This is a genomic window from Pseudarthrobacter humi (assembly GCF_024294965.1).
GTDB lineage: Bacteria > Actinomycetota > Actinomycetes > Actinomycetales > Micrococcaceae > Arthrobacter > Arthrobacter humi.
This window is the reverse complement of record NZ_JANCLV010000001.1, coordinates 336974-348650: the sequence shown is the minus strand read 5'-3', so window position 1 is coordinate 348650 and position 11677 is coordinate 336974. Positions and strand designations below refer to the sequence as shown.

At 68.1% G+C, this 11677-nt stretch carries 12 protein-coding genes; 2 read left to right on the top strand and 10 right to left on the bottom strand.

From position 1 onward, the window contains the following. Positions 1–76: 76 nt before the first annotated feature. Both groES and NFC73_RS01740 read right to left on the bottom strand, forming a co-directional pair. Positions 77–373, bottom strand: a complete 297-nt coding sequence (gene groES, locus NFC73_RS01745; protein ID WP_018773735.1) for a co-chaperone GroES — start codon at positions 371–373, stop codon at positions 77–79. 209 nt (positions 374–582) lie between these two features. After that, on the bottom strand, positions 583–966 hold the full coding sequence (locus NFC73_RS01740; protein WP_254747135.1) for a hypothetical protein: 384 nt from the start codon (positions 964–966) through the stop codon (positions 583–585). 55 nt (positions 967–1021) lie between these two features. Between NFC73_RS01740 and NFC73_RS01735 the strand changes: the two genes are divergently transcribed. Then, on the top strand, positions 1022–2251 hold the full coding sequence (locus NFC73_RS01735; protein ID WP_254747133.1) for a class I SAM-dependent methyltransferase: 1230 nt from the start codon (positions 1022–1024) through the stop codon (positions 2249–2251). Positions 2252–2278: 27 nt separating this feature from the next. On the opposite strand, the gene NFC73_RS01730 is transcribed toward NFC73_RS01735, so the two are convergent. Continuing rightward, entirely contained in the window at positions 2279–3097 is an 819-nt protein-coding gene (locus NFC73_RS01730; protein WP_308292636.1) for a shikimate 5-dehydrogenase, read from the bottom strand. Positions 3098–3198: 101 nt separating this feature from the next. Next, positions 3199–4650, bottom strand: coding sequence for a glycoside hydrolase family 3 N-terminal domain-containing protein (locus NFC73_RS01725; protein WP_254747523.1), 1452 nt, complete (start codon positions 4648–4650; stop codon positions 3199–3201). Between the two features lie 341 nt (positions 4651–4991). Between NFC73_RS01725 and NFC73_RS01720 the strand changes: the two genes are divergently transcribed. Continuing rightward, the gene (locus NFC73_RS01720) at positions 4992–6143 is read left to right on the top strand and encodes a glutamate--cysteine ligase (RefSeq protein ID WP_254747131.1); all 1152 of its coding nucleotides are present in this window, start codon (positions 4992–4994) and stop codon (positions 6141–6143) included. 140 nt (positions 6144–6283) lie between these two features. Here the strand turns inward: NFC73_RS01720 and tsaD are convergent, their stop codons facing one another. The 6 genes from tsaD to NFC73_RS01690 all read right to left on the bottom strand — a co-directional run bounded on the left by tsaD (position 6284) and on the right by NFC73_RS01690 (position 11610). Next, complete coding sequence (gene tsaD / locus NFC73_RS01715) at positions 6284–7429, bottom strand: tRNA (adenosine(37)-N6)-threonylcarbamoyltransferase complex transferase subunit TsaD (protein ID WP_254747129.1); 1146 nt, start codon at positions 7427–7429, stop codon at positions 6284–6286. Next, positions 7426–7962: a ribosomal protein S18-alanine N-acetyltransferase gene (rimI, locus tag NFC73_RS01710; RefSeq protein WP_254747521.1), complete on the bottom strand. Its 537-nt coding sequence runs from the start codon at positions 7960–7962 to the stop codon at positions 7426–7428. The genes tsaD and rimI overlap by 4 nt, the downstream gene beginning before the upstream one ends. 2 nt (positions 7963–7964) lie before the next feature. Then, positions 7965–8636, bottom strand: coding sequence for a tRNA (adenosine(37)-N6)-threonylcarbamoyltransferase complex dimerization subunit type 1 TsaB (gene tsaB / locus NFC73_RS01705; protein WP_254747126.1), 672 nt, complete (start codon positions 8634–8636; stop codon positions 7965–7967). Then, positions 8636–9214 carry a tRNA (adenosine(37)-N6)-threonylcarbamoyltransferase complex ATPase subunit type 1 TsaE gene (gene tsaE / locus NFC73_RS01700; protein WP_254747519.1) on the bottom strand — a complete coding sequence of 193 codons (579 nt, stop codon included), beginning with the start codon at positions 9212–9214 and terminating at the stop codon, positions 8636–8638. The genes tsaB and tsaE overlap by 1 nt, the downstream gene beginning before the upstream one ends. Positions 9215–9231: 17 nt before the next feature. Continuing rightward, complete coding sequence (gene alr, locus NFC73_RS01695) at positions 9232–10440, bottom strand: alanine racemase (protein ID WP_254747124.1); 1209 nt, start codon at positions 10438–10440, stop codon at positions 9232–9234. A 78-nt stretch (positions 10441–10518) separates the two neighbouring features. Further along, a complete protein-coding gene (locus tag NFC73_RS01690) occupies positions 10519–11610 on the bottom strand; it encodes a carbohydrate kinase family protein (RefSeq protein ID WP_254747122.1) in 1092 nt (363 codons plus the stop codon). Positions 11611–11677 lie beyond the last annotated feature (67 nt).

The following is an 11677-nucleotide window of genomic DNA, read 5'->3' as shown; positions in this document are numbered from 1 at the left end:
GTTTTGTCCTTTCAAAGACAGAACCCCGCACTGTTGTTCAGTCAGGGACGGAACAGCAGCACGGGGATCCAAAGAGTTACTTTACGACGATCGCCAGAACGTCGCGGGCGGAGAGCACGAGGTACTCGGTGCCACCGGTCTTGACTTCAGTTCCGCCGTACTTGGAGTAGATAACAACGTCGCCAACGGCAACATCGATCGGAACGCGGTTGCCGTTGTCGTCAAAGCGGCCGGGGCCTACTGCAACAACTTCGCCTTCCTGCGGCTTCTCCTGTGCGGAGTCCGGGATAACCAGGCCGGAAGCCGTGGTCTGCTCGGCTTCGAGCGGGCGGACAACAATACGATCCTCAAGAGGCTTAATAGAGACCGACACTCGGACCTCTCCTTCTACGTCAGCAAATTCATGGACAGTTGAGCTGCTTCGCCGTGGCTGGCAAACCGTCGTCGCGGTGCCGGCAGCAGCCTGGCTGGCAGCTCTTCATGTGTTAGCACCCTCCTAGGGAGAGTGCTAATGACGACTCTATGTATTGGTTAGCACTCGGTCAAGGCGAGTGCCAGAATTATGTCGCCGGCGAACAGCTGCTACCGGCCGGTGAGGTCCTCGAGATCGACGTCCTCGTCGCCGTCGTCCCCTACCTCAACGGTGCCCCGCCGCAGGTACAGCACCACGGCGCCGCCCACGGCAGCCAGCAGCGAGACCACCAGCAGGATGATGCCGCCTATGCGCGCCCCGGCGTAGAGGCTGCGGATGTCCTGTGCCTCGTCCGTGGCGTCCTGGATGTTCTTGCCGCCCACGGAGTAGACGGTGGCGTTGAACGTGTCCAGGAAGAGGATGATCACCAGCAGCGCGACGCAGACCACGGCCACTGCGGATCCTGCAATCAGCGCGGGGCGGGCAAACTTCACCAGGTCCGGCTTTCTTGCTTCGGGTAGTCCGGACGGCTGGGTGCCTGCGCTGTCTTCCATGCCTTCAACCCTAGCGGGAACTGGCCTCCGGGCTACCTCCACTAGGCTTGAACCCATGGCTCAAGCACCGCAGGACCAGATCGCCCCACTGCTCACGAGCGAAGGCTGGGAGCTCCTGGCGTCCCTGGGCCCGTATCGCGAGGACAAGTCCTTTGAGCTCAATGCGGCCCTCCGCAAGGCCGGGCACTCCCCCGCACTGGTCTCCGCCGTCCTCACCCAGTCCCGGCTGCGCACTAAAGCCGAGCTGAAGTTCGGCGAGTTCGCCCGGAGCATGCTCTTCACGCAGGCCGGGCTGGAACAGGCCACGCGTCTCACGGTTGCCGCCCGGCATGCCGAGCGGTTTGCGCAGGCCGGTGTCCGCCACGTGGCCGACCTCGGCTGCGGCCTTGCCGCGGACTCCTTGGCGCTGGCATCGATGGACATTACGGTCACGGCCGTGGAAATGGACGAAACCACCGCCGCCTGCGCCACGGTCAACCTGATCCCCTTCCCCAACGCCACCGTGGTGCACTCGGACGCCACCACCGTCCCGTTGGACGGGGTCGACGGCGTCTGGCTGGATCCCGCACGCCGGGTCACCTCCACCTCGGGTACCAAGAGGATCTGGGATCCTGAGGCGTTTTCGCCGCCGCTGTCCTTTGTGGAAGCACTCGCCGCCACCGGGCGCGCCGTTGGCGTCAAAATGGGCCCCGGCATGCCGCACGAATCAGTTCCCGCCGGCTGCGAGGCGCAGTGGGTATCGGTGGGAGGCGACGTCACCGAGGTGGCCCTGTGGTTCAACTCCGTGCGCCGGCCCGGAATCCGCCGCGCGGCGCTGCTGCTGGGCCCGCAGGGTGCCGCCGAGCTGACCAGCGCTGAAGACTTCGACGGCGGTCCCGCCGCGCCGGTGGGTCCGGCGGCGGGTTACCTGTATGAGCCCGATGGCGCGGTGATCCGCGCCGGACTGGTGGCCGACGTCGCGCTTCAACTGGGCGGACACCTGCTGGACGAGCACATCGCCTACATCTGCGCTCCGGAGCTGGTGGACACGCCGTTCGCCCGCGCCTACAGGGTCCTGGAAGTGATGCCGTACAGCGTCAAGGCGCTCAAGGCCTGGGTGAAGGAAAATGGCATCACGGTGCTGGACATCAAGAAACGCGGCACCTCGGTAACCCCGGAGGAACTGCGCAAGCAGCTGTTCGCCGGAAGCAAGGTGGCCGGGAAGAAGGCCGGACAAAAAACAGCCACCCTGGTCCTGACCCGCATTGGGGAGGACCGGGTGGCCATCTCGGTGGAACCTGTCTAAGGCAGCGAACCGTCCTGAGACCCGGCCTTACTGGGCGCGCATGAAGTCCTCGGCGGCCCGGACCTGCTCGTCGGTGGGCCTGACACCGGTGTAGAGCACAAACTGCTCGAGCGCCTGGATGGTGGCCACCTCGGCTCCAGTGATCACCTGTTTCCCGGCGGAGCGGGCCGCCTTGATCAGCGGTGTCTCCGCGGGCAGCGCCACGACGTCGAACACTACTTTGGCTGCCGCGATGGCATCTTCCGGGAAGGACAGCGAGTCCACGTCCGGCCCGCCCGCCATACCGATGGGGGTGACGTTGATGATCAGGTCCGCCGTGCCGCCGTCGAGCGTTGCCCTCCATTGGAACCCGTACTGCTCAGCGAGCGCCCGGCCGGTGTCTTCGTTCCGGGCGATGACGGTGACGTCTGTGAAGCCGGCGTCACGCAGGGCCGCGACGGTGGCCTTGGCCATGCCGCCGGCGCCCTGGACCAGCACCGAATAGTCCGTGGGCACGGCGTTGCTTGCGAGGAGCTGCTCGATGGCGGTGTAGTCGGTGTTGTAGGCCTTCAGGTGCCCGTTGGTGTTCACGATCGTGTTGACCGAATCGATGGCCTTGGCGGAAGGATCCAGTTCATCCACGAGGGCCATCACGTCCTCCTTGTACGGCATGGACACCGCGCAGCCGCGGATTCCCAGGCCCCTGACGCCGGCGATCGCCTGGGCCAGGTCTGTGGGGGCGAAGGCCTTGTAGATCCAGTTCAGGCCCAGCTGGTCGTAGAGGTGGTTGTGGAACCGCGTCCCGTTGTTGCTGGGCCGGGCCGACAGCGAAATACACAAGGTCATGTCTTTATTGAGAATGGGCACCTGCCCATTAAACGCGTTCCGCCCAACTAGGTCGCAGTAGATGTCGTTTTGAGCGCTCATAACGACATCTACTGCGACCTAGTTGGGGTGGGTGCCTTTGGTTACGGGCAGCCTGTCCCTGCCGGATAGCTTCCGACGGCGGCGGGCAGCTTTCCCGGGGCGGTCGCCTTGCCTGCCAGCACGGCAACGAGGGCGTCAAAAGCGCCAGGTGTGCGGCCGTAGAGCGCAATCTTCACCGGGGCAGTGGAATCCTGCAGCGGCCATGGCGCATCCAGGGCCACGGCAATATCGCCCCCAACAGGCCGACCGGCGTAGCCGATGAGGCTGACCAGGGGGCCCGCCCCGGTGCCGAGCCCTGCCTTCGCTGCGGCAGCCTCAAACCGTGCCCGGTCCTGCGCTGATCCGCCGGCAATCCGGATGCTTCCCTCGACGATCGGCGCGTCGCAGTGTCCGGACAGCACTGTGACGGCGGCCGCGGAGACCCGCGCCGAGGTGTCGGCACCGCTGCCGGGGGCTGCGCCGGCGGGGGCCGACCCGGCAGGCGGCGACGTGGCGCGGCCGCGCCAGGTCATCATGGTGGCGACGCGGACAGCTGCTTCGTCCAGGCGGGCCGCCGGCAGTGTTCCGGCCGCGACAGCGCTAACGATGGCTGTGTGGGCCTCCCCCACGTCCGTGGGCATCAGGAGCAGGTCCGCGCCCGCGGCGAGCGCCGCCGTTGCTGCGGAGCCGCCCGGGTATTGCTGCTGGACTGCGCCCATGTTGAGGGCATCGGTCACCGCCACACCCTTGAAGCCCATGCCGCGCAGCGCAGCATAGGTGGGGCCGGACAACGACGCCGGGACGCCGGGTTGCAGGGCCGGTACGGCGATGTGCCCGGTCATGACCATGGGCATACCGACGGCGATGGCCGCCCGGAACGGCTTCCAGTCCCGGGCTTCGAGTTCCGCGATGCCCGCGGGCTGGACAGGGAGGTCCTGGTGCGAGTCAACGGTGACGGAGCCGTGGCCGGGGAAATGCTTGACGGCGGGCAGGACGCCGGCCTCCTGCATGCCCTGGGAAAACGCCACTGCCAGTGTTCCTGCTGCGTCGGGGTTGCCGGACATTGACCGGGCACCGATGGTGGGATCTGCCGGGCCGATGGTCACGTCCGCATCGGGGGCGAAGTCAACGGTGAAGCCCAGGGACGCGATCTCCGCGGCCAGGGCGCGGCCGGCGTCCTTGGCGAGTGGTGCACTGCCGGCGGCTCCGTAGCTCAGGGCCGTCGGCCATTCGGTCAGGGGCGCACCCAGCCGCGTCACAATCCCGCCCTCCTGGTCCACGCCGATGAGCCCGGGCCAGGGCCTGCCGTCGGCCTTGGCGGCCTTGGCCAGCCGGGCGTTGACAGCAGTCATGGCAGCCGGATCCGCCTGACCGCGCGCGTCGAGCGGGATGTTGTCGCCCATGATGATGGACCCGGCCAGATGGAGGCGCTCAATGGCGGCGGCCTGGGCTTCGGCGTCGGTACCGGCGTACACGGGCATCAGCACCTGGCCGGCCTTCTCCTCGACCGACATCGCCGCCACGGCGGCCGCGGCGACATCCTGGTCCCGCTGTTCGGGACCCCAGCCCAGCGGCAGCAGCCCGGGGTCAGGTGAGGGAGAAGCGGACGGAGAGGCCGTCGTCGGCCGCTCTGATTCCGGGGTTGAGGCCGGCGCAGGGCCGGAGGTCGCCGGGGCGGTGGCGGGAACTGCCGTGCAGGCAGTCAGGGCGGCCACGGCAGCGGCCACTATTGGGAGGGTGGTTTTGTGAATACTGTCACGGGTCCAAAGGAACAAGGCCATCAAGACGATGCTACCCCTGCATTAGACTTGAATGCGGCGCGTGCCCAGGGATGTCTGAACAGTTAGGGGAACGCATGAAGATTGATTTCGCTTCATCGAAGCAATCAACTCTTGGTGTGGAATGGGAGCTGGCCCTGGTGGACGGCCAGACCGGCGAACTGGCATCAGTGGCCAACGAAGTACTCAGCGGCGTGGTTGCCAAGCACCCAGAACTCAACGAAGACGACGAACACCCGCACATCAAGCAGGAACTCCTGCTCAACACCGTGGAGCTTGTCACCGGCATCTGCGAGACCGCCGCCGACGCCAAGGAAGACCTCAGCCGGTCCCTGGCCGCGGTCCGCGAAATCACTGACCCCATGGGCGTGGAGGTTTTCTGCGCCGGCAGCCACCCGTTCAGCCCGCCGCAGCTGCAGCCCGTGACGGACAAGGCCCGGTATGCCAAGCTGATCGACCGCACCCAGTGGTGGGGCCGGCAGATGGTCATCTACGGCGTGCACGTCCACGTGGGCCTGGACCGGCGCGAAAAGGCACTCCCCGTGCTGGACGGCCTGGTCAACTACTTCCCGCATTTCCAGGCGCTCTCCGCGTCGAGCCCGTTCTGGGGCGGCGAGGACACCGGCTACGCGTCTCACCGGGCCCTGATGTTCCAGCAGCTCCCGACGGCGGGCCTGCCCTTCCAGTTCCGGTCCTGGGACGAATACGAGTCCTACGTCCAGGACATGTTCACCACCGGCGTGATCGACACCCTCTCCGAGATCCGCTGGGACATCCGCCCGGTCCCCAACCTCGGCACCATCGAAATGCGCATCTGCGACGGCCTCGCCACCCTGGAGGAGGTGGGCGCGATTGCCGCCCTCACCCAGTGCCTGGTGGATGAATTCTCCACCACGCTGGACAACGGCGGCAGTATCCCCACCATGCCGCCGTGGCACATCCAGGAGAACAAGTGGCGTGCCGCCCGCTACGGCATGGAGGCCATCATCATCCTCGACGCCGCCGGCAGGGAACAGCTGGTCACCGAGCACCTGCTGGAGACCCTGAACCGGCTTGAGCCGGTGGCGGCGAAGCTCGGCTGCCCCGACGAACTGGCCGACGTCGAGAAGATTATCCGCCGCGGCGCCGGCTACCAGCGCCAGCGCCGCGTCGCTGCCGAGCACGGTGGCGACCTGCAGGCCGTGGTGTTGGACCTGGTCAAGCAGATGCGGAACGGCCCGACGGGCTAGTCCCGCCGCAGAAACGGGGCACGTTGACACGAACACGCCGGCCGCCGTCGTCGATTACGACGACGACGCGCCCAAAGTGCCCCGCGACGGTACGGCGGGGGTTTCGACAGGCTCAGCCACCGGAAGCTTTTGCGGGCCGGTCAGGCGGGGAGTGACACCGCGGTGACGGGCATCGAGGAATCCGGGGCGAAGCGGATTCCGCTGGGCCCGATCCCCGCCATCACCAGCTGCGCACCGAGGGCCGCCACCATGGCGCCGTTGTCCGTGCACAGGTCCAGCGGCGGCACGTGGAGTCGGATTCCGGCGGACGCACAGCGTTGGCCAGTGAGTTCGCGCAGCCTGGAGTTGGCCGCCACGCCCCCTCCCAAAAGAACGTCTTTGATGCCATGTTCGCGGCAGGCCAGGACGGCCTTGGACGTGATCACATCCACCACTGCTTCCTGGAAAGCTGCGGCGATGTCGGCGACAGGCACGTCTTCGCCGCGGGCCTCGAACTGCTCGACGCACCGCGCCACTGCCGTCTTCAGGCCGCTGAAGGACCAGTCGTAGCGGTGTTTTCCCGGTTCCTCGGCAGTGCCCATGTACTTGGGCTGGCTGAGGCCGCGCGGGAAGCGGATGGCTTTGGTGTTGCCGGTGCGGGCCAGCTTGTCGATGGCCGGGCCGCCCGGGTAGCCGAGGCCCAGGATGCGGGCCACCTTGTCGTAGGCCTCGCCGGCGGCGTCGTCGATCGTGGAGCCGAGGAGCCGGACGTCGCTGGTGATGCTGTTGATCTTCAGGATCTCGGTGTGCCCGCCGGAGACCAGCAGGGCACCCAGGTTCTCCGGGAGACGGCCTTCGTGGCCGAGCCCACCCGCGAGGCTGGCGGAACGGCCGGCGGTGCCGCCGGCAGCACCGCCGTCGGGGTTTCCGTCCAGCAGCCCGACGCCGACATGCGCCACAAGGTGGTTGATGGCATACAGCGGCTTGCCGGTGGCCACGGCCAGTGCCTTCGCGGCGCAGACCCCGACCATCAGGGCGCCTGCGAGCCCAGGTCCGGAGGTGACGGCAAGGGCGTCCACCTCTTCAAGGGTCACGTCGGCGTCGGCCAGTGCCTGCCGCAGGGTGGGCACAAAGGCGTCCAGGTGTGCGCGGGAGGCGATCTCGGGGATCACTCCGCCGAAGCGGACGTGCTCGTCCATCGAGGAGGACACCGTGTTGGTGAGCAGCGTGGTGCCGCGGACGATGCCGACGCCGGTTTCGTCGCAGGAGGATTCGATGCCCAGTACCAGGGGCTGCGAGCGGTTCATGCCTTGCCTGCTTCTGTTGTGGGATCGTGGGCTGGTGCGGGGTCGGCTGACGCTGGGTCGGCAGTGGCTTCGGGGACCAGCTGCAGCCGCATGATCAGGGCGTCAACCCCGTCGCGGTAATACCCCCGGCGGACGTGGATCTGTTCGAAGCCGAACCGCACGTACAGCTGCTGCGCCCGGGGGTTGTCCGCGCGGACCTCCAGGAGGACGTCCGCTGCCCCGCGGAGACCGGCTTCCGTGATCAGCCTGGTCAGGAGCGTAGAGCCGATGCCCCGGCCTTCGAATTCAGGCACGACGGCGATGGTCTGGACATCCGCGATGGGCTCGATGCACATCAGGCCGGCGTAGCCCACGATCTCCCCGCCGCTTTCCGCCACCAGGTAACGGCGCGTTTCCGGCTGGGACAGTTCGGCCAGGAACATGTGCAGCGGCCACGCGTCCGTAGGGAACAGCCGCTGTTCGAGGGCGTCCACGGCGGGCACGTCCTCCAGGGTCATGTCTCGGAACACCACTCCGTCAGCGTTGGTCGGCATGCTCACAGGGCCCGCTTCCGTGGGCCAGGGACCTGGGCATCCGATTCCCGGAGGTACAGGGGTGTGGAGTCGAGCAACTGCCCGCCGGCTGCCAGCCGGGCCAAGGCGAACTGTCCGAGGTAGAGGGCGTCCGGTTGTTCGTTGCTGAAGCCCGGGTCTGCGCGCAGCACGTCACTGTAGAGGCCGGCGCCGGCGCCGTAGGCCGGGAGTTCAGGCAGGTCGGCCGCGAAGCTGACGTGCGGGCCGTCCTCAAGCTGCGGCAACTGGCCGTCGGCGAGGCTGTACCGCGCCCAGTAGACCTCCTTGCGCCGGGCATCCGTGACCACCAGGAATTCGGCCGCGGCATCGGTGGACTCTGCGACTTCCAGCGCCACGGCGTCCAGGCTCATCAGCCCGTACAGCGGTTTGTCCCAGACGAAGGCCAATGTCCGGGCGGTTGCGATCCCCGAGCGCAGGCCGGTGAACGGGCCGGGGCCCACGCCTGTCACGATCGCGTCAAGGTCCTGGCCGGTGACGCCGGCAGAGGCCAGCAGGTCCTCGATGCCGGGTGCAAGCACTTCGGCGTGGCTGCGCGTGTCCTCGGTGGAGAAGCTGGCCACCACGCCTTCGAGGGCGTCGTCCGAGACGAGTGCCGCACTGGCCACGGCGGAGGTGTCGATGGCGAGAATCAGCATCAGGGTGTCCCTTCGATGGCGCCGCCCAGGGCAGGCCTGGTGCTCCAGCGGGGACCAAACCCGCGCAGCACGATGGTGCGGGGTTCGTCGAAGTCCTCGGTGTCGAAGTCGAGGATTTCGGTGTGGCCGGGAATTGGTTCCGCGGCGCCTATGGCGTCCAGCCCGATCGCCCGGTGCAGGTCCACTTCCAGCCGGCTCTCGCTCAGGTGCTCCACCCGTCCGCGCCCCCACTCCACCACGGTCACGGACGAGTCCAGCGTGTTCTCCAGGTCAATATCGTCAATTTCCGACGCCGATCCCAGCCGGTACGCGTCCACGTGCACCAGGTCCGGGCCACCGGGCCGCGGGCCGTCGGGCAGGTTGGGATGGATGCGGACCAGGACAAACGTGGGCGAGATGATTCCCGCCCGCACGCCCAGGCCTTCGCCGAGCCCCTGTGTGAAGGTGGTCTTCCCGGCACCCAGCTCGCCGGTCAGGACCAACAGATCCCCGGGCTGCAGCTCCGCCCCCAAAGCGGCACCGAGCGCGTGCGTCTCATCCGCCGTCGTGACTCTCAGCGTCTGTTCCCAGGTGGGCATCTCTGCCGGGAGCACGCTCACGGCGTTGCCTGTCCGATGTCGCGACTTTCGTTAATGACCCGGCGCGGCACTCGCGGGCTGATCCGGGTCACGATCTCGTAGTTGTTGGTGCCGGCGGCGGCCGCCCAGTCATCTGCGGTGGGCCCGCCGTCGTCCCCGTCGCCGAACAGCACCGCCTCGGCGCCGAAGAGCTCCGCGCCGACGGGGCCGATGTTGCCGAGGTCGATGACCATCTGGTCCATGGCGATGCGGCCCACCACGGGGTAGGTCCGGCCGGCCACCCGGACGGGACCGCCGGTGGCAACGCGGGGCACACCGTCCGCGTAGCCCAGCGGGATCAGCGCCAGGGTGCTGGGGCCGCTGGTCCGGTAGCGCAGGCCGTAGGAGACGCCCTGCCCGTCGGGGACCTGCTTGCACTGGGACACCAGGGTCCGCAGCGTCATCGCGGGCCGGAGGCCCAGCTCGGCGGACGTCTGGCCTTCGAAGGGCGAGAGGCCATAGATGCCCAGTCCCACGCGGACCAGGTCAAAGTGTGTATCGGGGCGGGACAGCGTGGCGGGGGTGTTGGCCAGGTGGCGGACTTCAGCGTCCACGCCGGCGTCCTCGGCCACAGCCAGCACCTCGCGGAAGGCCGCCAATTGTTCATCGGTTTCCGGCCGTTCGGGTTCATCTGCCACGGACAGGTGGGAGAAGATGCCCACCACGCGCAGGAGGCCCTGGTCCTGGTACTCCATGGCTTCGCCCAGCAGCCGGTCCCAGGCATCGAGCGCTACGCCGTTCCGGCCCAGGCCCGTGTCCACTTTCAGGTGGATCCGTGCGGGACGTTCCTGGTCACGTGCGGCGGCCACGATCCGGTCAAGTTCCCAGCCGGAGCAGCCGATGTCGACGCCGGCAGCCACCGCTGCGGCGAAGTTGCTTTCCGCCGTGTGAAGCCAGGCCAGCAGGGGGGCGTCGATTCCCGCGGCCCGCAGTGCCAGCGCCTCGGAGATATGTGCGACGCCCAGCCAGGAGGCGCCGGCTTCGAGGGCGGCCCGGGCCACCGGAACCGCGCCGTGTCCGTAGGCGTCGGCCTTCACCACGGCCATGACCTTGGCGGGTGAGGCCGCGTCTGCCAGCCGGCGAACGTTGTGGCGGATGGCGTCCAGGTCAATGACGGCGGACCGCTCGTACAGAGGATCACGTCCTGAGGCCGCGCTGAAGTCACCGGCTGTTACGGGATAAGTCACGTTAGTGATTCTAGTGCGGGCGCTCAGGGCGGGATAATCGCGCCGCGTTCCGGGCGCGCTGTTCGGGGCGCCACGGCCTCAGGCGTCGGACAGGTGCGCGATGGTGGCGGTGGCCCGGCGCTGGGCCGCCAGCGGGACGTCGCTGACAATGTCTTCCAGGAAACCGAAGCGCCGAAGCCACTGGCTGCTCTGGCGTTCCGGCCGGGAGTTGGCCCGCTTCCACCAGTCGGCGATGTCACCCCAGCCAGGCGCCGCCAGCGATCCGCCCACCTCCTGCACGGCCAGGGACGCGCAGAGGTTGGCAAAGCGGAGCCGGTTGCCCAGCGGCCAGCCGGCCAGGCTGCCCACGATGAAGGCCGCGTCAAAGCAATCGCCGGCCCCGGTGGGATCATAGGCGGCCACCGGCAACGACGGCACCCACTCTTCCTCCCCGGTTTCCGAGTCCACGGCCATGGCACCCTGCGCGCCGAGCGTCACCACGGCCACAGGCACACGGTCCGCCAGCGCGTACAGCGCCGACCACGGATTGTCCTTCCCCGTGAACGCCATGGCCTCACGCTGGTTGGGCAGGAAAGCATGGAAATACTGCAGGTTCTCCAGGCGCACCGGAGCCCACTCGCCGCTGGGATCCCAGCCCACATCCCCGAACAGCTTGACCCCCGCCTGGTGCGCGGCCACCGCCCACGGCTCGATCTCGGCGTCCAACGCGGCAATGCCGGCGAGCGCCTGCGGCGGCGAACCGATCAGTTCCGACGACGTCACGGGGGCCGGGTGCCCATGCGTCACCAGGGAACGGTCGTTGTGGACGCTGAGCGAGACGGTGACCGGGGAATGCCATCCAGGAATGCGGCGCGACAGGCTCAGGTCCACGTGTTCCTGTCCGGCCAGGATTTTCCAGTTGTAGTCGCCGTAGCCGTCGTCGCCGAAGGCGGCTGCGAGTCCAGTGCGCAGTCCCAGCCTCGCCGCCGCAATGGCCTGGTTCGCGACGCCGCCGGGGCAGCTGCCCATGCCTTCGCTCCAGATTTCCGTGCCCGGCTCGGGCGCGTGCGGCAGTCCGGTGAAGATGATGTCCTGGAAAACCGTGCCGGCCAGCAGCAGGTCGAACCCGCCGTCGGACGGTGCGCGGACGGTTGAGAGCGGATCGAAGCGGCGGTCCGGGATGGCGTCCATGTCCGGCAGACTACGCCCTGCCGCGGTCCCACGGTAGGGGCGCGCCCGGCGGCGCCCCTAGACTGCT

Bases quoted from the DNA above. Each gene is read 5' to 3' on its own strand.
- rimI (WP_254747521.1), bottom strand. From the start codon at position 7,962: ATGCCGACCAACGCTGACGGAGTGGTGTTCCGAGACATGACCCTGGAG.
- tsaD (WP_254747129.1), bottom strand. From the start codon at position 7,429: ATGAACCGCTCGCAGCCCCTGGTACTGGGCATCGAATCCTCCTGCGAC.
- NFC73_RS01690 (WP_254747122.1), bottom strand. From the start codon at position 11,610: ATGGACGCCATCCCGGACCGCCGCTTCGATCCGCTCTCAACCGTCCGC.
- tsaB (WP_254747126.1), bottom strand. From the start codon at position 8,636: ATGCTGATTCTCGCCATCGACACCTCCGCCGTGGCCAGTGCGGCACTC.
- tsaE (WP_254747519.1), bottom strand. From the start codon at position 9,214: ATGCCCACCTGGGAACAGACGCTGAGAGTCACGACGGCGGATGAGACG.
- NFC73_RS01720 (WP_254747131.1), top strand. From the start codon at position 4,992: ATGAAGATTGATTTCGCTTCATCGAAGCAATCAACTCTTGGTGTGGAA.
- NFC73_RS01725 (WP_254747523.1), bottom strand. From the start codon at position 4,650: ATGTCGGTCGAGGAGAAGGCCGGCCAGGTGCTGATGCCCGTGTACGCC.
- NFC73_RS01740 (WP_254747135.1), bottom strand. From the start codon at position 966: ATGGAAGACAGCGCAGGCACCCAGCCGTCCGGACTACCCGAAGCAAGA.
- NFC73_RS01735 (WP_254747133.1), top strand. From the start codon at position 1,022: ATGGCTCAAGCACCGCAGGACCAGATCGCCCCACTGCTCACGAGCGAA.